Source organism: Bacteroides sp. BFG-606, from assembly GCF_024788145.1.
GTDB lineage: Bacteria > Bacteroidota > Bacteroidia > Bacteroidales > Bacteroidaceae > Bacteroides > Bacteroides vicugnae.
In genome coordinates this window covers 2,316,747-2,338,225 of record NZ_JANUIL010000001.1, presented here as the reverse complement: position 1 = coordinate 2,338,225, position 21,479 = coordinate 2,316,747, and the positions used below count along the sequence as shown (strand labels likewise).

Here is a 21,479-nt window from a genome sequence, read left to right as displayed (position 1 = left end):
ATGTAACAAAACATTATTCACATGAAAAGATTCGTATGGATTATTGGTTTGATATGCTGCATGACCTGCATCATACAAGCCAAAGACAGAGTGATCGAGCGTCCTCCTTTTCTAGCATGGAGCTCCAACAGTATCGAGGTCGATAAAATTGTCATGAGTGATACAGTGACAACAGTGTATATAAAGGCTTTCTATCATCCTAAATATTGGATAAAAATAGCAACGGGCAGTTTCCTGAAAGACAACAATGGAATGCTCTATCCCATTCGAAGAGGAATTGGAATCACATTAGACAAGGAGTTCTGGATGCCGGAATCAGGAGAAGCGGAATTCCAATTGTTATTTCCTCCCATACCCGAAAATGTGACCAGTCTGGATTTCTCGGAAGGGGATTTTGACGGAGCATATAAGATATGGGGCATACAACTGGATAAGGATGCATTCTATAAACAGAAACTTCCCAAAGAAGCAGTCGTACACAAAATAAATAAGAAAGCGATATTGCCGACTCCTAAGTTGGCCTACGGAACTGCTACTCTTAAAGGAAAAATACTGGACTATCAAAAAGAGATGATAAAGCAAGTGAAGATGCACATAGAAAGTCCTGCACTGAATATCCACAACGAACAGAATATCATAAAAATCAAGGAAGACGGCACTTTCCTGGCGGAATTAAAAGTAGTATCTGTTACAAGCGTAGCATTGGAATTTCCTTTTGGTTGGATTGAATGTCTGATAGCTCCCAATGAAGAGACATCACTCATTATAAATACGAAAGAACTTTGCCGCAGACAAGCACATCTGCAAAGAAAAGATAAAACGTATGGAGAGCCTGTATACTTCAATGGTTATCTGGCTAGCCTACAACAAGAATTAGCTTCAGTAGATATAAACATTATATTAAAAAGCGTTTATTACATGGATATGTACAACGACATTGTCGGGAAAAGTGCAGATGAATATAAAGCTTATGTACTTGAACGCCTTCCATCTATTCGAAAAGAAATCGCGCAATCACAATACAGTAATGCGTGCAAAGAGCTATTAAATATCCTGGTAGATCTGGATGCGACTGGCAAAATCGCTATGACGGAGAGAGAACTAAAATCAGCACATATTGCTGTCAATAAACTGAATAGGGAACAGACAGACGATTATTTTTATAATACTCGCATCGATACTCCTAAAGGATACTATGACATATTAAAGGAATTCAGTTCTATCAACACTCTTAAAGCTCTATACGGCAAATATTACGCATCGACGATTTATTTGATAAGCTTCCTGCCAGATTCTCAAAAGGTACTTGAGGAGACACTAGGAACAGGACAGGGACCCTTATTTGATAATATTAAATTTAATAAGCTGTATCAATCCATCAAAAATTTCACCCCGTTAACAACAGAACAGCATGCCGAATTAAAAACTTTTTCTTCTCCGGTTTATGCCGAGATGCTTAACCAAACGAACAAAGAAATCATAAAGAAAATTGAATTGAACAAAAGAAAGACAGGATTCACAGTGAACGAAGCCGGACAAGTCTCCAATGAGGATTTATTTCCCTCCATTATCTCTAAATTCCGGGGACACACGTTGTTAGTTGATTTCTGGGCAACATGGTGTGGTCCTTGCCGCACGGCTAATAAAGCTATTCTTCCCATGAAAGAGGAATTAAAAGATATGGATATTATCTACCTTTACATCACAGGCGAGACTTCTCCCAAAGGTACTTGGGAAAATATGATTACCGATATTCATGGTGAACATTTCCGTGTGACAAATGAGCAATGGAGTTTTCTGATGTCCAATTTCAACATACAGGGAGTTCCTACCTACTTTGTTGTTGATCCGGAGGGTAATATCACCTTTAAGCAAACAGGTTTTCCGGGAGTAGACACGATGAAAGAACAGTTAATGAAGGCTATGAATAAGTAATTCAAACCTAATAAATCAATAAAGAAAAAGGGCTGTCTAACAAGTCCCTCATTTACAATTTCACCCACGCTACAGATAGTTATAGCGTGGGTGATTTTCAATATTCAGGACTCGTTAGACAGCTCCTTTTTATATCCTACGAGTGGGAGGCCAAAAGTCCTCCAAACTCCCCACCATCTTTATTTATGCATTTCTACAATTTGAGTTGGAGCCATCTCTACATTCCGGCGATCTACCTGACGAACGACACTGGCAGCCAGGGATAAGAAAGCACGTCCGGTCATGGAGTCTTCATCCAACGCAACAGGAGTACCATTATCTCCTCCTTCACAGATGCTTTGCACGATAGGAATCTGTCCCAACAAAGGAACATTCATTTCTTCAGCCAGTTTCTTGGCACCTTCTTTACCAAAGATATAGTATTTATTCTCGGGAAGTTCAGCGGGAGTAAACCAAGCCATATTCTCAACCAAACCGAGAATAGGTACATTTACCTTATCATTGGTGAACATATTGATTCCCTTACGAGCATCTGCCAAAGCAACCGCTTGCGGAGTGCTGACAACAATCGCTCCTGTCATGGCTAATGTTTGAACAACCGTCAAATGAATGTCACTGGTTCCGGGAGGAAGGTCTATCAGGAAATAATCCAAATCTCCCCAGGCTGCATCAGCTATCAACTGTTTCAATGCATTACTTGCCATTCCACCACGCCACAAAGTTGCCTGATCCGGATCGACAAAGAAACCGATAGACAATAATTTCACTCCATATTTCTCTACCGGAATAATCATGTCACGACCATCTATACGTTCAGCATAGGGGCGTGCATCCTCCACCTGAAACATCTTAGGCATGGAAGGACCGAAAATATCTGCATCGAGCAAACCAACCTTATAGCCTAATTTAGCCAGAGCAACTGCCAGGTTCGCAGACACCGTAGACTTACCCACGCCACCTTTACCGGAAGATATACCGACTATATTCTTCACTTGCGGAAGGAGCTTGCCAACTTCCGGACGAGCGGCTTGCTTACTCTCTGTTGTGATTGTTACCTGCACATCAGGAGAGACATACGTATGAATAGCTGTTTCCGCAGCTTTCAACATTGATTTCATAAACGGATCAGTCGGTTTCTCAAAAATCAATGAAAAGCTGACAGTCATACCATCAATACGAAGATTATCGGCAACCATCTCCGCTTCCACCAAATTCTTTCCCGTACCAGGATAACGCACCGTTGCCAATGCATCCAATATCAATTTAGGATAGAGAGTCATTTTATTTACTATTTGACGATTTACAATTATACGATTTAATTACTATTTACTGCTGGAGAATTATTTGCTTGTATTCAATCCGCTACGCTTGCTACGGTTATAGCTACGATAGGGATCAAGCTCTATTTCCACATCCGGTTCTTGTAGTTTACCTTCCTGCGGAAGCCGGAATTTGATATACTTAATATCTAAACCACGATCCAGCCATTGTTGTTCATAATAGGTCTTAATACCGAGAATATTATCTACCAGACCAGAATGATATAAATCTTCAGTCATAAACTCAACGGGAAGTTTGTTTGCCTCAATCATGTATTTCGTATAGGTAAACATGAAGTTGCTGTCCGTTTTCAGGTGGATAATGCCATTCGGCTGCAAGAATTTGCGATACCGTTCCATAAAATAGGTAGAGGTCAGTCGTTTGGTTGCTTTCTTCATTTGCGGATCAGAGAAAGTAAGCCATATTTCACTCACTTCGCCTTCGGCAAAAAAACGTTCGATGATTTCAATATTAGTACGCAGGAAAGCGACATTCTTCATTCCGGCCTGTAATGACTCCGTTGCTCCCGTCCACATACGGGCGCCTTTTATATCCACTGCTATAAAGTTCTTTTCGGGAAACATCTTACCCAGACCGACGGTATACTCACCACGTCCGCAACCCAGTTCGAGCACAATCGGATGATCGTTTTTAAAAAACTCTTTATGCCATTTCCCCTTCATATCAAAAGGCACATTATCTACCGCCGAATAAGGATATTCGAATACGTGCGGATAACTTGCCATATCGGCAAACTTTTCTAATTTATTCTTTCCCATATCAATCCTGATTAGATCGCAAAGGTACTGATTTTGATGCAACCGACAAAAAGAAATGGAGCACAGATTTCTCCATGCTCCATTCTTCTATAGTGCTGAATGATTCGTCTTATCAAATCTCAACATTCACTTCAACGTCTACTTCCACATTTCCGCCTTGTTGTGCTTTCAAATCTTCATAGAAAGCAGCACGGGAAATAGCAACATACGGTTGCAGGAAAAGAAATCCAATACCAAAAGTAAAGATACAAAGGATGGCCCAGCCAATGAAGCTTAAATCAAGCATGAACAACTTCATCTTGTTTCCTTCCATCATAGCCATACTTTTCTCAATAGCTGCATTGTTTTTCATTTCCGGTTCATCTTTCAAGATAAAGTCGGTCATTGCATAAGAATAAGCCTTAATGATACCCGGTATAAGCAGCAACAGTGACCACAAAACTGTATAGACCATCTGAAGCAACTTAGTGACAAAAATACGTCCATAATCTTGGAAACCTTCGAACAAAACGCCAAAGTCAATGTCTTTGCCTCTACATACGCCAAGCATTACAATAGTAAAACCGTACGCAACCGGTAGTCCGACAAATAATGAGCATAACCCTCCAATCAAAGGAATAGCTGATAAACCGCCGGCTATAACTGAATAAATAAGTGCAGCAACAGCTGCCATAGGCCACTTGCCTCGAAGTGCCTCACGTGCCTGCGCACGCAATTCTGAATTTTGTTTTAACATAATGAATAATATTAATTGATAAATGTGTCATTTCAAAAATATAGTTATTCCACTATTGTTACCCAGCCATGCGTATCCGGTTCGTCGCCATACTGAATTCCACGGAGCTTATTATACAATTTTGTACAGATTGGTCCCGGCTTACCGTCTTTAGAGATCACATAAGATTTTCCGTTTTCCAAATCATCGATACGTTGAATCGGGCTGATTACTGCAGCAGTACCACAAGCACCTGCTTCCTCAAATGTTTCCAGTTCTTCTTCCGGTATCGGACGGCGTTCTACCTTGATACCCATATCTTCTGCCAACTGCATCAAACTCTTATTGGTAATAGAAGGCAAGATAGAAGATGATTTCGGAGTGATATACGTATTATCCTTAATACCGAAGAAATTGGCAGCACCACATTCATCGATATATTTCTTTTCTTTCGCATCAAGATAGAACTCGCAGGAATAGCCCAAATCGTGCGCTTTCTTGTTAGCACGAAGACTGGCTGCATAGTTACCACCCACTTTATAAATACCTGTTCCATGAGGAGCGGCACGGTCAAACTCACGAATGATAACGTACGGATTGGTAGAGAAGCCACCTTTGAAGTACGGTCCTACCGGAGTTACAAATACTACAAACATATACTCATCTGCAGGATGTACGCCTACCTGGGCACTTGTTCCAATCAATAGCGGACGAATGTAAAGAGAAGCACCGGTTTCATAAGGAGGAATAAAGCGTTCATTCAGCTTCACCACTTTCAAGATTGCTTCTTTGAATCGTTCTGTCGGAAGTTCTGCCATCAGAATTCCCTGGCAAGTAGATTGCAAACGGGCAGCATTTTCTTCCAAACGGAAAATACGAACTTTACCATCTTTTCCACGGAATGCTTTCAGTCCTTCAAAGGCTTCCTGACCATAATGTAAACAGGTTGCCGCCATGTGCAAATTAAGGTGTTCTTCACTGCTTACCTCCAGTTCTCCCCATGCACCATTACGGAAATTGATTCTCACATTGTAATCTGTCTTCATATATCCAAACGACAGATTCGCCCAGTCTATTTCTTTCATATTGTTATGTATTAGTTTATTTTCTATGCATTGAAACGCAAAAATAACTTTTATTCTTCAGATTGCCTCTTTTCTTGCAATAATTTTTCGACTTCCCGGTCGGCTTTTGTCAGTTTATCCTTGCAAAAGGCAATAATTTCATTGGCTTCTTTTATTTTCTCACTCAAAATGTCGATATCCAGTTCGTTGTTATCTATCTGGCGAACGATCTTTTCAAGACGTTCCATCGCTTGGGAATATGTTTCTTTTTTTGCTGCCACGATGATTGATATTTAATGATTAATGTTTTTACAAATACACGTTTGGTGGATAGTTACTTTTCTACCACCGATCGAACTTCTCCTTTCGATAACCGGGTTATCAAATGGTCTCCCGGCTTCAGTGAAGATACATCCGTCACCGCTTTCCCGTCTTTTATTGTAATACTATATCCACGACTCAAGAGTTTATCCGGAGAAGCGTCCGCTATTCGTTGTTGCAAAAGTTCCAGACGGTGAGATTGACGGGCCACTAATGCTTTCGTCACCTGTGACAAATCTTTCTTTGCTACCAGCAAAGAAAAACGAGCGTCCGCAAGTTTGCGATGAACAAGATTGGGAATACGGGTTTGGAGAGTTTCCAACCTTCGTCGTTCCAGATCAAGAAGCATATAAGCTCCTTGTTGAATACGCATAGATAATTCTTCCAGATGCTCCGCAACTTCCCCTACCCGGTGAATCAGGAGTTCGGCAGCAGCCGTAGGAGTTTTTACCCGGGTATGAGCAACGGAATCAAGCACTGTATCATCGCGTTCATGCCCAATACCAGTAATGATAGGTAACGGAAATTGCGCACATGCAGCTGCCAATAGATAAGTATCAAAGCCGGACAAATCGGAAGTAGCTCCACCACCACGAATGATGACTACTACATCAAATTCATTGATGCGGGCATTAATACGATCCAAAGCCGCCAACACTGATTCTTCTACCTGATTTCCCTGCATTAAAGCCGGAAAAAGCTCCGTATAGAAAAAGAACCCGCCCGGATTATGCTGCAACTGATGACAGAAATCTCCATATCCGGCCGCAGTAGCCGAAGAGATGACAGCAATACGCTGGGGAAGAACCGGTATCTCAAGCTCTTTATTCAGCGTCAACACTCCCTCCTCTTCCAACTGTAATAATATTTCCCGGCGACGACGAGCCATATCTCCCAATGTATAAGCAGGATCAATGTCAAGCACTGTCAGACTGTAACCGTACAGTTCATGAAACTGAACTGTTACTTTCACCAACACCTTAATGCCGGAAGTAAATAACTGCCCTGTAGTTTCCTCAAAATAAGGTTTCAACAAGCGGTAGATATTATTCCAAATCATACCGCGTGCCTTGGCTACGAGATTATTGCTACGAGGATCTTTCTGCACGAATTCCAGATAGCAATGCCCTGTCGTATTGGAACGGACATCGCTCAACTCTGCCTGTATCCAATATTCATCAGGCAGGCATTGCTCCAGACTACGGCGGACGAGTGCATTCAGCTCTAAAAGAGAAAGCCTCTCCCCACCCTCTCCCAAAGAGAGGGAGTCAGATTGCTTCGACTTATTCATAGCGTTTATCATACAGCAGTCACATTATTTCTTTTCCTTGGAAGAAAAGTTAAGATAAGCCTTCCACAAATCGGGAATACCATATCCATATATGTTATCCGGGAAATCGGCTCTATCACCCGATTGACGTACCAAATCTATAATCTGCTTCGCTGTCAGCTTCGGACAAGCCTGCCACAGACAAGCTACCATACCACACATAATCGGAGAAGAGAAAGAGGTTCCATTGGCACGGCGAAGATTACCATCTGTTCCCATCACATCCGAATTCAGACCGACAGCCACTACATCCGGTTTCACACGTCCGTCAGCCGTATTTCCAACAGAAGAAAATGGTGCCAGCTCCCCCCTTTTATTTACAGCTCCTACCGTTATTATATTCTCTGCGTCTCCCGGAGGGGTAATTTTCTTCCACGAACCTGCCCCCCGAATTTCCGGCACTGCAAACAACGACCATTCCTTTATCGGCTGCCTTCGCAGCTTCACGAGACATCAACGCATAATGACCATTCAAGTCACGATATCTATAATTCTTCGCAGGATCGTCAAATGAATAATATCCAAGCGATGTATTCACCAAATCCACTCCTACACTATCGGCAAACTCAATGGCTGCCGCCCAGTAATCCTGTTCTACCAGATTCTCCGAATATTCGTCCTCACTACGCAGCAACCAATAAGAAGCTTCAGGAGCTGTGCCAATCATCACATTCGGCTGATTCATGGCCATACAGGATAATACAGACATTCCATGGCTACTTTCAGCATAAATATCCGCTTCCGGATTCACAAAGTCACGCACCCCAAGAATACGGATATTTTTCATTGCATCAATCTTATCCACATTATGGAATCCGGCATCAATTACGGCAATAGTCATTCCCTGTCCCTTAAAGCCCGCATCATGCAGAAGATTGACACGGCTCATTGCCGCCTGTGTGATTGCAGGACCGTAAAGGCTATCGGTACGCACCGGTTTATTTATTAACGAATCTCTTTGAAGGGCTCTTTGTGTGATACCTTTCCACACTCTTTCCGTGGAACGTACAAAAGGCAACTTTGCTATTTCGTCAATCAAAGTACTATCATTGCAAGAAACAGTAACAAAATTATCCCACTTCCCGGTAACGAGTACATGGACACCTGTCTTCCGTATGGCATCTACATATTTCTTACAGACCGGCAAATCCGTGGAATCAATGGGTAATCCTTGTTTCTTTCGACGCTCTATAGATTTCATAGACAAATACTTTTCCGGTTTCTGCAAGGAATAGTCTGTAGCCGCCTTGTCTTTCAGGCTAATTCGATATTTTAAGGTATCCTCCGGAGTAAACTGTGCAAACACACCCAAATACATATTTAAAGCGAGAATCAATACTATAAACTTCTTCATAAGTTATCTTTCTTTTTAATCAATCATAATCCTTCATTTTCTATAATCACCAACCCGATTCCTCTTTGAGAAGCAATGAAAGCCCCTCCCAGCACTCGTCTCCCGTCATAAAACACGGCAGACTGTCCCGGGGCAATGGCCGAAGCCGTTTCGAGGAAACGTACTAACAGACGTCCGTCTTCCAATCTTTTCATCCGGCAGGGGATAGGACGACTGCGATAACGAATCCGTACTGTCAGATTCTCACATCCGAACAGTTCCTGTTCATCCACAATCTTATCCTGCTCCGCCAACATGTATTCTGTTTTTAATTGGTCGGCATCCCCAAGCATCACGGTATTTTTCTGCGGGTTGATTTTCAATACATAGGCCGGCTTTCCTAAAGCAATCTCCAATCCCTTACGCTGACCGATTGTATAATAAGGCGCCCCTTTATGTTGCCCCAACTTCACCCCTTCAGAGTTGACAAACCATCCCGGTCCGATTTCACTATCCAGTTCAGGACACTGTTCACGAAGAAAATCACGATAATCTCCTTTAATAAAGCAGACTTCCATACTTTCCCCTTCTTTCGACTTTGCCTCATATCCTTTCTCCGCAAGATACTCGCGAACTTTCACTTTCGTATAATCTCCCAACGGAAAGATACAACGCTTCAGCACTTCCTGTCCCAATCTCCAAAGGAAATACGACTGGTCTTTCTTATCATCATCTCCGGCTACTATATACGTGTATCCGTTTTTCTCTTCCAACCGTGAATAATGTCCGGTAGCAATCCATGCACAATTCAACTTGTCCGCCCACTCTGTCAAAACACGGAACTTAAACAACGGATTGCACATCACGCACGGATTCGGCGTACGCCCCTGCTTATATTCGTCTATGAAGTTTTTTACAATGGTCTCTTTAAAAGGAATACGTTCATCTGCCACATAATGTTCAATCCCCATCCGTGTAGCCAACTCTCTGGCATCCTGCGGTTCATCTCCCCACACACGCATAGTAACTCCCACGATCTCGTATCCTTGTTCTTGCAGCATCAAGCAAGTAGCGGTGCTGTCTATGCCACCACTCATACCTACCAATACTCTCTTATTTCGTTCTTCCATTCGAATTTTGAAAATTTACATGGATACAAATGTACGAGATTTCAAAGAGAAAAATTGCTTTTCTGAAAGAAAATCCTTATATTTGAAATATACCAAAAGCGAGAACAATTATGGCTAACCCAAGATTACCGGGCATTTCCGAAAACGAGCAAGCCTTATTGTATGCCAAATTGAATGAGTACAACCGGGGCAGAGCCTCTTTTAAAGAGGTAGGAGTCTACCTGGTGGTGTTGCCCCGACCGGGGAAACCAAACTATTCCCTTTGGCTGTACTCTCCCCTGCCCGAAAAACAATCCATTCTTTATATACATGACCTGTCACCGGACATCAACGACTCCCTGCGGATGGCCAGCACGATGTTTTATTATTCGAGACGTTGTATCATCCTGGTAGATTACAATGAAAAAAGAATGCAGAGTAATGGTGACGACCTTATCTTCTTCGGAAAATACCGGGGACATTTTCTCCATGAAATCCTCAAGATAGATCCCGCTTACCTAAGTTGGGTAGCGTACAAATTCATTCCCAAAATACCTAAACAGGAACGTTTCGTCAAAATAGCACAAGCTTATTATTCCATACATTTGGACATAATGATAAGAAAGTCGAGGGAGAAGCGTTCACCCAGCCGCTATCTGGGAGAATTAGGAGAAAAGCTGACAGACTTAAAATTAAAAGTCACTCGGGTAAGATTGGAAGATGATCCATACAAAACAAGAGTGAACGGCACTACCCCACAGTTTTTTGTCAAGCAAATACTGACTTTGACCGATGCCAGTGGAAACTTAGTCATTATGAGTATTCCATCAAAAAATCCCAGTGCGATTTCATGCACTCTATCTGGGATAGAACATGAATACCGACTGGGAGATATTATCTACGTCGCATCAGCGAAAGTATCACGCCAATATGAAAGCTATGGTTCAAAATACACGCGCCTTAGCCACGTGAAGTTCGCAAGTCTCAACGTTTAGTCCAATCGTCCTTGACAAAACTTGCCGGATAAGAGATTTTATCCACCACACCGTCTTTCTGACGAATCCAGGATGTGAATGTACGGGTACCCTCATCCAATACAATAATACGGGCTCCATTCGGCAAATGGTTATATTCCGTATTTCCACCGGTAAAGCGTCCGTAAGCCAAAAGGATATCTTTCCACATCACAGCATAATCATTATCATGGTCGTGTCCTACAAACATACCCATCACATCGCCAGCTTCTTTCATCGCTGCAAACATTCCTGTATTCAATTTAGGTGCACAGGCTTCCTCCATACGAGTTCCACGAAGAATTGCATTTTCGCTACGGGCAGCTTCATTGTATTCAGGAAGAGGAATATGAAAAAAAGCAAGAGCCGGCAAAGGTTGTCCACCGTTTTGCTCTTTATAAGCCGCACTCTGTTGACGATACCAATTTATCTGGTCGAATGTAAGCCATGCATACCCTTTCACATCTTTCAAAGGAGAATAAGAATGAGAATCCATGCAATAAAGCAAAGCAGCATCCTTCTTTAGATTAGAAGACGATTTCACTGTCAATACATAATCCGGTGACAAAACAGTTCCGCGATCAGGCAATAAATTGCCGGGAACTTTACGGATGATATCATATAACTGTTCCCGTGTCATTCCCTGTTCATTGTCATGATTACCAAAAGTAACCACAAAAGGCAGTTTACGCTTAACTACCGGTTCAAGTACCTGCAACATTCCGGAATCCGCCGGAGCAGAATAAACGACATCACCGGTAAATATCACTAAATCCGGACGTTCGTCATCAAGCACCTGATTAATACGTTCCAAAGCTATATCTGAAGCCCGATTTCCATATTTAAAATGCACATCGGTAAATTGTACAATCTTGAATTTACCATCTTTACTAAATTTCAGTTCACTCTTCTGAGCCATACAAAAAGTCGTTACCAATAAAAAGGCAAGTGTTAAGTAGATTTTTAAAAGACGAATCATAATTATTTGTTTTAGGGGATTAAGAAATCTTTTCTATCAGCACAGTAGCATAAGCCGATATACCTTCTTCACGACCTGTAAAACCGAGTTTCTCAGTAGTAGTCGCCTTAATGGAAATATCATCCATGTCAATCCCCATAACAGTTGCCATTGTCTCCTGCATCAAAGGAATGTGCGCTTTTAACTTCGGGCGTTCGGCACAAATGGTTGCATCGATATTGCCCACTTTATATCCTTTGGTAGCAATCAACTCCACAGTTTTCTTCAGCAGTATCTTGCTATCTATATTTTTAAATTCTCCTGCAGTATCAGGGAAATGATAGCCAATATCACGCATATTCGCCGCCCCCCAACAGAGCATCGCAAACAGCATGCAATAATACATCAGCATCCGAATGCCCTAACAATCCTTTTGTGTGTTCCAAAAGAATGCCACCCAGCCATAACTCACGTCCTTCGACCAACTGATGTACGTCAAAACCAAAGCCTACTCTTATCTTCATATTTTGTATAACAAATGAGTACTAATGAATAAAAAAAGATCAACGAATATAGAAATCCAGCAGTTTTTCTTCCTCCAGATAACCTTGCAAACGCTGTCCGATACTAACAGGGCCTACACCTACAGGAGTCCCTGTAAAGAGCAAGTCACCTATTTTCAAAGTTACAAACTGGCTGACATAAGCGATTATATCATCTATCTTGAAAAGCATATCTGCCGTACAGCCACGCTGCACTTCCTGTCCGTCGATCAACAAATGAAAGTCAAGATTCTGAATATCCTTATAGTGCTCCACCGGAACAAAAGTTCCAATGGCAGCCGACGAATCAAAACCTTTGCAAAGCTCCCAAGGATTACCCTGCTCACGGAATTTTCGCTGAAGGTCACGAGCCGTAAAGTCGATACCTACAGTCACTGCATCATAATAGCGGTTAGCAAAACGGGGAGCGATATTTTTCCCCAATCGGTTGATACGGACTACCAATTCCGTTTCATAATGTATCTCTTTAGAAAAGTCGGGAATGAAAAACGGTTTGCCATCCTTCAGAATAGCAGAATCAGGCTTCATAAAAATCACCGGCTCCGTATTTACTTGTGTATGTCCCAGTTCTTTGTTATGCTGGGCGTAGTTCATTCCTACTGCAATAATCTTCATTATTTCTCGTTAAAATTCAATCGGTTAAACATAACAGCCAAATGAGCATATAGAGACGTATTCTGCACCACTATATTCTCAGGCACACGAATTCGGAAAGGAGTAAAGTTCCATACGGCTTTTATGCCTCCGTCTACCATCTTATCTGTAATTTCCTGAGCAATATTAATAGGTACGGTCAATACACCGATATTTACATCGTATTCTTTCATCTTTGCTTCAAAGTCATCGGAATGAAAAATAGGAATGCCATTCAGATCTTTTCCCACCAGTTCCGGATTCACATCAAAAGCAGCCACAATCTCCAGTCCGAAATGATGCAAACCAGAATCCCGAAGCAAAGCAGCCCCCAGGCTACCTACACCAAACAAGAAGGCTTTGTGCATATTGGTAAATCCAAGAAAGCTCTCTAACACCTCAATCAACGCATCAATATTGTATCCCACTCTCGTACGCCCCGAGATATTGACGTATGACAAATCCTTGGCGATTTGAGAAGCGTCAATATTTATTTCCTTAGAGATTTGTGTAGAAGAGACATACTGCTCCCCTTTTTCTTTCATTAGTTTTATATTGGACAGATACCAGGGAAGTCTGCGCAAGGTAGGCTCCGGCACTTTATCCGCCTCTTTTCGTATATAAGTGCTCATACTTCTTACAAAATTTGGTATTTTGCAAAAGTACATTATTTTTTGAGACTGACAACCCTATAACAGAAAACCTTAATAGAGATTAAACAAAACGATGAAAAGAGACTCAAATTTTGCTCTTTTCGATAAGTTTAATACTTTTGAAAAGGATTAAAAATAACAAGTATGAAAAATAATGATTGGAAAGATAGATTGAACGTTGTGTACTCCACGAATCCAGACTTCGGCTATGAAATGGATAACGATGAAGAACAGGTTACCCTCGACAAAGACAAGCAAAACCTGCGGGTTTCCATTGACAAAAAGAACCGGGGTGGTAAAGTGGTAACATTAATTACCGGATTTGTGGGTACGGATAATGATTTGAAAGAGCTGGGCAAGTTACTGAAAAGCAAATGTGGAGTAGGCGGTTCAGCTAAAGACGGAGAGATAATGGTACAAGGAGATTTCAAGACCAAGATCATAGATCTACTCATCAAAGAAGGATATACTAAAACCAAAGGCATAGGAGGTTAAATTAAATAATACAAGAAATGAGAAAAGTAATATTATTCTGTGCGGCAACACTATTCTCACTGTTGTCATTCGCACAAGAAAGTGATGCGGATATTGTAAAGGTAGGTGACAATATGCCTGCTTTCACCCTTCATTCAACAGCAAACGGTACTGTAAACTCTGCAGTTCTAAAAGGGAAAGTTGTATTAATCAATATTTTCGCCACCTGGTGCGGTCCTTGCCAAAGCGAACTGGCTGAAGTTCAGAAAACACTCTGGCCTAAATATAAAAACAACAAGGATTTCTGTATGTTAGTAATCGGTCGCGAGCATACAGACGACCAATTAGCGGAATACAATAAAAGAAAAGGGTTTACATTTCCCCTCTACCCGGATCCCAAACGGGAAGTTACAGGTAAATTTGCCACCAAAATGATTCCCAGAAGCTACTTAATAGACAAAGAAGGAAAAGTAATATCAGCTACTACCGGCTATGAAGATGGAGCTATAGATACGCTGATGAAGCAAATAGATAAAGCATTGAAATAGTCCCTATCCCTAAAATATGCCTTAAAGAAAAAGAGTCCGGTACAATACCGAACTCTTTTCCTGAATTTTAAATGTAAAAAATGACTTGGCAAGTAAGTAATACTTAACAAGAATTGAATCTGATTATTCAGCTTTCAAAGTGAAACGCTTGAAGTCAACAATCTTCAGTTCAGGATCAGCAGCAGCCAACACTTCTCTTACAGTCTTCTTAGCGTCCATAATATCTTCTTGGTTCAGCAGGCAAACTTCTTTCAAGAACTTAGCCAGACGACCCTTAGCGATGTTCTGAATCATTTGTTCAGGCAGATGTGCAGCCTTTTCAGCAGAAACAGTAGCAATGATTTCTTTTGCTCTCGCTACATCTTCAGCTGTAATCCAACCTTTAGCCATGTTGCTTTCCATGTGGTCTTCACTGTCTACATGAGCCGGGTTGATGTTAGCTTTCTTCAGAGCAGCTTCTACAGCCTTCTGTACCTGTTCAGCCTTTGTCTTTTCGATAGCTACTTCGATTTCTTTTTGCTTCACTTCTTCAGAAACACCATCCTCATCAATAGCGATCGGATTCATGGCAGCAATCTGCATAGCTACTTGCTTAGCCAACTGCTCGTCAACGTTCTTGTTAAAAGCAACAATCGTACAAAGACCATTTCTGTTCATGTGGTTGTAAACAGCAGTGCTTGCACCTTCTACAGTCATGTAACCATCAAGTTCCATTTTTTCACCTGTGATACCGCTACGGTCAGTCACTGCATCCTGCACAGTACCGTTACCCATCGGCAATGCTTTTACTTCGTCCAATGTCTTGCATTTGTTAGCCACAGCAAGATCAAGAATATCCTGAGTCAGTTTCACAAAGTCAGCATTCTGAGCTACGAAGTCAGTTTCACACTTCAAAGCAATGACAACGGCATAGTCACCGGTAGTCTTAGCCAGAACGCAACCTTCAGAAGCCTCACGTTCAGAACGCTTAGCAGCAACAGCTTGTCCTTTCTTACGGATAATCTCCATTGCCTTGTCGTAATCGCCATCAGCCTCTGTTAATGCATTCTTGCAATCCATCATACCAGCTCCGGTCATTTTGCGCAGCTTGGTAATATCAGCCATAGTTACAGCCATAATAATTTCCTTTATTTAAATGAATAATAATTTTCGAAACAAAAAAATGTGCCAATCTGCCAATCAAGATGCAAGTGTATAACAATACCCTTGCACATTAGCAAATTGGCACATTTTATATATTAAGCCTCTTCGTCTTCCTTGATGAAAGCAGCAGCTTTAGCTGCGTTGATAGCTTCTTCGTCAGACTTGTCGAGTCTAGCTTTTACTGATTTCTTCTTGCCTTTGTTAGCAGGAGCCTCACCAGCTGCTTCCATGTCGATCTTTTCAGCTTTTCTTTCTTCCAAACCTTCGATCATTGCAGCGCAACAAGCATCCAGGATAACTTCTATTGATTTAGTAGCGTCATCATTAGCAGGAATTACGAAATCCACGTTTGAAGGATCAGAGTTAGTATCAACGATACCAAATACAGGGATACCCAAACGGTTAGCTTCGCGAACTGCGATATTTTCTTTCATTACGTCGATTACGAACAATGCAGACGGCAGACGAGTCAGGTCAGCGATAGATCCCAAAGTCTTGTCTAATTTTGCACGTTGACGAGAAATCTGAAGAACTTCTCTCTTAGAGAGGTTAGAATATGTACCATCGTTAGTCAATTTATCGATAGTAGCCATCTTCTTCACAGCCTTACGGATAGTCGGGAAGTTAGTCAACATACCACCCGGCCAACGCTCGATTACATAAGGCATATTAACAGATTGAGCTTTCTCAGCCACAACTTGTTTAGCTTGTTTTTTAGTAGCAACAAAAAGAACTTTCTTGCCAGATTTGGCAATCTGTTTCAAAGCTTCAGCAGCTTCGTCTACTTTTGCAACTGTTTTGTGGAGGTCAATGATATGAATACCATTGCGTTCCATGAAAATATAAGGAGCCATTGCAGGGTTCCACTTTCTCTTAAGGTGTCCGAAGTGGCAACCAGCCTCCAATAATGTATCAAAATTTGTTCTTGACATCTTGTTTTTTCTTTAAATCGTTTACTTTCTTTTTTGTTTTTTCTAAACCAACCGCTGGGTAGTCTATGAGCAGAGTCCCAGTAGTTTAGATACTAAACATATTCCTCTATCAGGCAGCACATTAACGCTTGCTGAACTGGAATCTTCTACGAGCTTTCGGCTGTCCCGGTTTCTTACGTTCAACAGAACGAGGGTCACGAGTCATGAAGCCTTCTGCACGAAGAGCAGCTTTATCTTCAGCGTTCATCTTAACCAGTGCACGAGCGATTGCCAAACGCAATGCCTGAGACTGACCTGTGAAACCACCACCACACAAGTTAACCTTGATGTCATACTTCTCAGCAGCACCCAGCTTGTTCAATGGTTGTTTTACAACATACTGAAGAATAGTTGATGGAAAGTACTCTGCAAGGTCTCTCTTGTTAATAGTAATCTTTCCTGTACCTTCGCTTACGAATATGCGTGCAATAGCACGTTTACGTCTGCCTAATGCATTTACTACTTCCATTATATCTTATTTATATGAATTAATATCAATCATTTTCGGGTTCTGTGCAGCCTGTTTGTGTTCGCTACCAGCGTAAACATACAAGTTGTTCAGCAATTTAGCTCCCAGAATATTCTTAGGAAGCATACCCTTCACTACTTTTTTCAGTAATCTCTCTTCACCGTTCGGTTTTGTAATCAAACGGGCAGGAGTCATTTCTCTCTGACCACCAGGATAACCAGTATATGACAAATATACTCTGTCATTCCATTTGTTACCAGTCAGTTTTACTTTGTCTGCATTGATGATGATAACGTTATCACCGCAGTCTACGTGAGGAGTAAAGTTTGGTTTGTACTTTCCTCTCAGCAATTTTGCAACTTTTGCTCCCAGACGACCTAAAGTCTGGTCTGTAGCGTCAACGATAACCCATTCTTTGGTTACAGTCGCTTTGTTTGCAGAAATGGTCTTGTAACTTAAAGTATCCACTCTAATTTTGTTTTTTAAATGTTACTACTAAAATTGTCTTCACCACTTATTAGTCTTCCCCGGACAAAGGAATACTAACTAGCTATGAATTAATCTCTTATCATTTTGTGATAATAATCGGCTTGCAAAAGTACGGCTTTTCTTTGAATTGGCAAACAATTTCTTCCTTTTTTTGGATTTATCCGGTTGAATAACAAGAGATATAAAGATATTATCGGAAAACAAAAAGTCATCTCTGGAAGATTTCAAAGTAAATTATAATTCAGACTATTATATAAATAAGGTGTAACAGAGATCTGCCACCTTCCCTACAAGCATCACAACAGGTATCGGGATAAATTCTAAAGGGTTTTAGACGATTTCAAAAGCCCCCTATCTGTTTTCAAAAAAAGGAAAAACAATACTAAAATAGTAATAGAAAGAAAAGCATCTATCTTTGCCATAGATTCTTAATCCAGAAAACAACGAATAGAATTGATATGAAAAACATTCAAAAACTTCTCTTTCTTGCGGTTTGCCTTTGCACCGCACTTACGGTCAAAGCACAAAACCTGACTGTCACCGGAAAGGTCATAGACTCGGAAGGTCTTGAGGTGATCGGTGCCAATATTACTCTGAAAGGTACTCCCGGCGTCGGTGCAATCAGTGATTTAAGCGGAAATTACAAGATTCAGGTAAACAATGCCGCTAAAGACATTCTCGTATTCTCTTATATAGGAATGAAAACACAGGAAGTACACGTAAAAGGAAAAACGGTCGTCAATGTCACGCTGCAAAGTGATGCCAAAGCATTGGACGAGGTGGTTGTGGTAGGTTACGGAACCAGTAAGCGTAGTGACCTGACCGGTTCTGTGGTTTCCGTAAAAAGCGAAGATTTGATGAGAATGCCTACTTCCGACGTCACCCAAGCATTGGCGGGACGGGTGGCAGGTGTACAAATAACCCAAAGTGAAGGTGCTCCGGGTTCTACCATTTCCATACGTGTACGCGGTGGGATTTCCATTACGCAAAGTAATGAACCTCTTTATATTATTGACGGCTTCCCCAGCGAAGACGGAATGTCTACTATCGACCCTGCCGAGATTGAAACGATTGATATCCTGAAAGATGCCTCGGCAACTGCCATTTACGGTGCACGCGGAGCAAACGGGGTAGTGGTAATCACCACAAAGCAAGGAAACAAAGACGGTTCCAAGATGAGTATCAGTTTCGACAGTTATGTAGGCGTGAAGACTCTGGCACGCAAACTGCCGGTACTCTCTACCAAGGAGTTTGTCCTGCTGGATTATGAGCGCAGATTACAATTCAACGGTGAAACAGGAGTGAAAAGTTTCCAGTCTATCTACGGTTCTTTCCTGGATATTGATGAAAACTACGGCAACTACGCCGGAATCGACTGGCAGGAAGAGACTTTAGGAAGAGTAGCCACTTCACAAAATTACCGTGTACGCATCTCCGGGGGAAACAAGGAACTGCAATACTCCCTGAACTATACTTATTTCAAAGACCTTGGAGCTATGCAGTACAGCGGAAACGACAAGCATAATATTTCATTCAGCCTTTCCCACAAACCTACCAAGCGTATTTCTGTCAATGCCCGTGTAAACTACGACCAGACCTATATATATGGTATGGGGACTTCCGACCAGTCCACCCGTTTCAACAAGATGGAGCATATCCTGCAATATCGCCCCACCAAAGGGATCTATGGAGATGACGAGAGCCTGCTGAAGAATGAAGAAGACAATATCACCGACGAAGAAGGCAATCCGATGCAGAATCCGCTCACCTCTGCCGCCCAAGAAATAAACAAAAGGCAATTGCGTACTTTCCAAGCCAATGGAGGGCTGACTTTCAATATTGCCAAAGGATTCAGTTTCCGCAACAATACCGGTATGCGTTACCAAACCACGCGCTTTGATGTCTTTTATGGAGAGAAATCCAGCATCGGAAAACGTTCCAGCGCCAACGGATATATCCAATACGCGGAAAACAACAGCTTCCAGACTTCCAATGTGCTCAACTATGAATACAAGAAGAAAAAGCATAAATTAGTCGCTATGCTCGGACAGGAATGGGTATCACGATGGACACGCAATATGCGCGCCAGTGCCACCAATTTCCCCAATAACGATATTAACCTGGATGATATGAACCTCGGCATTCCGGGTTCCATTACTTCCAATGCCAATTACGATGACAAATTACTGTCCTTCTTCACCCGGTTCAATTACAATTTCGGAGAAAAATATCTGGTGACCGCTACTTTACGTGCCGACGGTTCTTCCAAATTCAGTGAGGACAAGAAATGGGGACTTTTCCCTTCCGTTTCTGCCGCATGGCGTATGGGCGAGGAGAAGTTTATCAAGAACCTGAACTTGTTTTCCGACCTGAAGTTACGTGTCGGGTATGGTATGTCGGGCAACAACCGCATCGGCAGTTATGCTTCACTGAACCTGCTGAATTCCGTGAAATATCCGAATGGTGAAAGTAATATGCCCGGATACGTACCGACCGCTATCCCGAACGAAATGCTTCAATGGGAATCCAACAACACACTCAATATCGGACTGGATTTAGGTTTTCTGGAACAACGCCTGACTATATCCCCGGAGTTTTACGTGAACGAAAGTACCCACTTACTCCTGAACTCACGCATACCCAGCTCTTCAGGATACAGCAATATGATTCGCAATATCGGAAAGACGCAGAACATCGGCGTCGACCTGACCATCAGTTCCGTCAACATACAAAAACGCAACTTCACATGGAATACCAACTTCAACTTGTCTCACAACAAGAATACGATCAAAGCATTGTCCAGAGAGCAATACTTCCTCGAAGAAGCCAAATTCGGTTATAACCAAAAGACACACAAGATAGAAGTAGGCAAGTCAATCGGACAGTTCTACGGATACCGTACCCTCGGACTTTATCAGGTAGAGGACTTTGATTATGACCCGAACACTAAAAAATACACATTGAAAGAAGGAATCCCTTACAGAGGTTCCCGCAGTGAAACGCAACCGGGTATGTGGAAATTTGCCGATACCGACGGGAACAAAGTGATTGATGAAAACGACCAGACGGTTATCGGTGAAGCCAATCCGAAATTCTTCGGCGGATTGAACAACACTTTCACTTATAAGAATTTCGACCTGAGCATATTCTTTACCTTCTCCTACGGAGGCGAAGTATTGAATGCCACCAAACTGACCAATACCCAAGCCGGCAAATCCGGATACAACGTACTGGATGCAGTGAACAGCAGCAAGCGCTGGATGACCATCAACCGGAATGGTGACATTATAACAGACCCGCAAGAGCTTGCCGCATTAAATGCAGGCAAAAGCGCAGCCGTTGTCAACGATATGGAACAGGGAGACACCTATATCCACTCATGGGCAGTAGAAGATGCCTCTTACCTGCGGCTAAGCAACGTGACTATCGGGTACAACTTCCCCAGAAAATGGATACGGAAAGCCGGCATCCAGAAACTCCGCCTGTATGCGACAGGCAGCAACCTGTTTGTCTGGACTCCCTATACCGGATTCGACCCGGAAGTTTCTACCAAAGGCAGCAACCTGACTCCCGGAGTAGACTACGGAGCATATCCGAGAAGCCATTCCTACGTATTCGGTCTGAATGTGACCTTTTAATTCACCTTAAAATAACGGAAA

General features: G+C 42.0%; 19 protein-coding genes and 2 pseudogenes. 5 read left to right on the top strand and 16 right to left on the bottom strand.

Annotated features, from left to right (window positions below; translation table 11 throughout):
- The first annotated feature begins 21 nt into the window (after positions 1-21).
- Complete coding sequence (locus NXV01_RS08365; protein ID WP_259022152.1) at positions 22-1,935, top strand: TlpA disulfide reductase family protein; 1,914 nt, start codon at positions 22-24, stop codon at positions 1,933-1,935.
- Between the two features lie 179 nt (positions 1,936-2,114).
- On the opposite strand, the gene NXV01_RS08360 is transcribed toward NXV01_RS08365, so the two are convergent.
- The 8 genes and pseudogenes from NXV01_RS08360 to mnmA all read right to left on the bottom strand — a co-directional run bounded on the left by NXV01_RS08360 (position 2,115) and on the right by mnmA (position 9,927).
- Positions 2,115-3,215: an Mrp/NBP35 family ATP-binding protein gene (locus NXV01_RS08360; protein ID WP_259022151.1), complete on the bottom strand. Its 1,101-nt coding sequence runs from the start codon at positions 3,213-3,215 to the stop codon at positions 2,115-2,117.
- A 60-nt stretch (positions 3,216-3,275) separates the two neighbouring features.
- Positions 3,276-4,034: a tRNA (guanosine(46)-N7)-methyltransferase TrmB gene (gene trmB, locus NXV01_RS08355; protein ID WP_148366547.1), complete on the bottom strand. Its 759-nt coding sequence runs from the start codon at positions 4,032-4,034 to the stop codon at positions 3,276-3,278.
- A 112-nt stretch (positions 4,035-4,146) separates the two neighbouring features.
- Entirely contained in the window at positions 4,147-4,770 is a 624-nt protein-coding gene (locus NXV01_RS08350) for a DUF975 family protein (RefSeq protein ID WP_217721398.1), read from the bottom strand.
- A 44-nt stretch (positions 4,771-4,814) separates the two neighbouring features.
- On the bottom strand, positions 4,815-5,846 hold the full coding sequence (locus tag NXV01_RS08345; protein ID WP_258981928.1) for a branched-chain amino acid aminotransferase: 1,032 nt from the start codon (positions 5,844-5,846) through the stop codon (positions 4,815-4,817).
- Positions 5,847-5,884: 38 nt separating this feature from the next.
- Positions 5,885-6,094, bottom strand: coding sequence for an exodeoxyribonuclease VII small subunit (gene xseB / locus NXV01_RS08340; RefSeq protein WP_004297216.1), 210 nt, complete (start codon positions 6,092-6,094; stop codon positions 5,885-5,887).
- Between the two features lie 53 nt (positions 6,095-6,147).
- Positions 6,148-7,437 carry an exodeoxyribonuclease VII large subunit gene (xseA, locus tag NXV01_RS08335; RefSeq protein ID WP_371826257.1) on the bottom strand — a complete coding sequence of 430 codons (1,290 nt, stop codon included), beginning with the start codon at positions 7,435-7,437 and terminating at the stop codon, positions 6,148-6,150.
- 12 nt (positions 7,438-7,449) lie between these two features.
- Positions 7,450-8,818 (bottom strand): annotated as a pseudogene (locus tag NXV01_RS08330) (S8 family peptidase).
- Positions 8,819-8,841: 23 nt separating this feature from the next.
- Positions 8,842-9,927 carry a tRNA 2-thiouridine(34) synthase MnmA gene (gene mnmA / locus NXV01_RS08325; protein WP_259022150.1) on the bottom strand — a complete coding sequence of 362 codons (1,086 nt, stop codon included), beginning with the start codon at positions 9,925-9,927 and terminating at the stop codon, positions 8,842-8,844.
- A 110-nt stretch (positions 9,928-10,037) separates the two neighbouring features.
- On the opposite strand from mnmA, the gene NXV01_RS08320 reads away from it, so the two are divergent.
- On the top strand, positions 10,038-10,901 hold the full coding sequence (locus NXV01_RS08320) for a hypothetical protein (protein ID WP_148366553.1): 864 nt from the start codon (positions 10,038-10,040) through the stop codon (positions 10,899-10,901).
- Here the strand turns inward: NXV01_RS08320 and NXV01_RS08315 are convergent.
- The 4 genes and pseudogenes from NXV01_RS08315 to NXV01_RS08300 form a co-directional block, all read right to left on the bottom strand.
- A complete protein-coding gene (locus NXV01_RS08315) occupies positions 10,891-11,898 on the bottom strand; it encodes a metallophosphoesterase family protein (RefSeq protein WP_195648633.1) in 1,008 nt (335 codons plus the stop codon). The two genes, NXV01_RS08320 and NXV01_RS08315, sit on opposite strands and share 11 nt — an antisense overlap.
- 19 nt (positions 11,899-11,917) lie before the next feature.
- Positions 11,918-12,401 (bottom strand): annotated as a pseudogene (gene ispF, locus NXV01_RS08310) (2-C-methyl-D-erythritol 2,4-cyclodiphosphate synthase).
- Between the two features lie 39 nt (positions 12,402-12,440).
- The gene (locus tag NXV01_RS08305; RefSeq protein WP_148366555.1) at positions 12,441-13,055 is read right to left on the bottom strand and encodes a fumarylacetoacetate hydrolase family protein; all 615 of its coding nucleotides are present in this window, start codon (positions 13,053-13,055) and stop codon (positions 12,441-12,443) included.
- Positions 13,055-13,705: a redox-sensing transcriptional repressor Rex gene (locus NXV01_RS08300; RefSeq protein ID WP_008650453.1), complete on the bottom strand. Its 651-nt coding sequence runs from the start codon at positions 13,703-13,705 to the stop codon at positions 13,055-13,057. The genes NXV01_RS08305 and NXV01_RS08300 overlap by 1 nt, the downstream gene beginning before the upstream one ends.
- A gap of 165 nt (positions 13,706-13,870) precedes the next feature.
- On the opposite strand from NXV01_RS08300, the gene NXV01_RS08295 reads away from it, so the two are divergent.
- Both NXV01_RS08295 and NXV01_RS08290 read left to right on the top strand, forming a co-directional pair.
- Positions 13,871-14,221 (top strand): translation initiation factor, encoded by a 351-nt coding sequence (locus tag NXV01_RS08295; RefSeq protein ID WP_004305562.1) that lies wholly within the window; start codon positions 13,871-13,873, stop codon positions 14,219-14,221.
- A 17-nt stretch (positions 14,222-14,238) separates the two neighbouring features.
- Positions 14,239-14,748 carry a TlpA disulfide reductase family protein gene (locus NXV01_RS08290; protein WP_259022149.1) on the top strand — a complete coding sequence of 170 codons (510 nt, stop codon included), beginning with the start codon at positions 14,239-14,241 and terminating at the stop codon, positions 14,746-14,748.
- Between the two features lie 123 nt (positions 14,749-14,871).
- Here the strand turns inward: NXV01_RS08290 and tsf are convergent, their stop codons facing one another.
- The 4 genes from tsf to rplM all read right to left on the bottom strand — a co-directional run bounded on the left by tsf (position 14,872) and on the right by rplM (position 17,799).
- The gene (gene tsf / locus NXV01_RS08285) at positions 14,872-15,864 is read right to left on the bottom strand and encodes a translation elongation factor Ts (RefSeq protein WP_148366558.1); all 993 of its coding nucleotides are present in this window, start codon (positions 15,862-15,864) and stop codon (positions 14,872-14,874) included.
- Positions 15,865-15,986: 122 nt separating this feature from the next.
- Positions 15,987-16,823: a 30S ribosomal protein S2 gene (gene rpsB / locus NXV01_RS08280; RefSeq protein ID WP_004305566.1), complete on the bottom strand. Its 837-nt coding sequence runs from the start codon at positions 16,821-16,823 to the stop codon at positions 15,987-15,989.
- 121 nt (positions 16,824-16,944) lie between these two features.
- Positions 16,945-17,331 carry a 30S ribosomal protein S9 gene (gene rpsI / locus NXV01_RS08275; RefSeq protein ID WP_004297203.1) on the bottom strand — a complete coding sequence of 129 codons (387 nt, stop codon included), beginning with the start codon at positions 17,329-17,331 and terminating at the stop codon, positions 16,945-16,947.
- 6 nt (positions 17,332-17,337) lie between these two features.
- Positions 17,338-17,799: a 50S ribosomal protein L13 gene (gene rplM, locus NXV01_RS08270; protein WP_004297202.1), complete on the bottom strand. Its 462-nt coding sequence runs from the start codon at positions 17,797-17,799 to the stop codon at positions 17,338-17,340.
- 479 nt (positions 17,800-18,278) lie between these two features.
- Here rplM and NXV01_RS08265 point away from each other — a divergent pair, with 479 nt between their 5' ends.
- Complete coding sequence (locus tag NXV01_RS08265) at positions 18,279-21,458, top strand: TonB-dependent receptor (RefSeq protein WP_259022148.1); 3,180 nt, start codon at positions 18,279-18,281, stop codon at positions 21,456-21,458.
- The last annotated feature ends 21 nt before the right edge of the window (positions 21,459-21,479 follow it).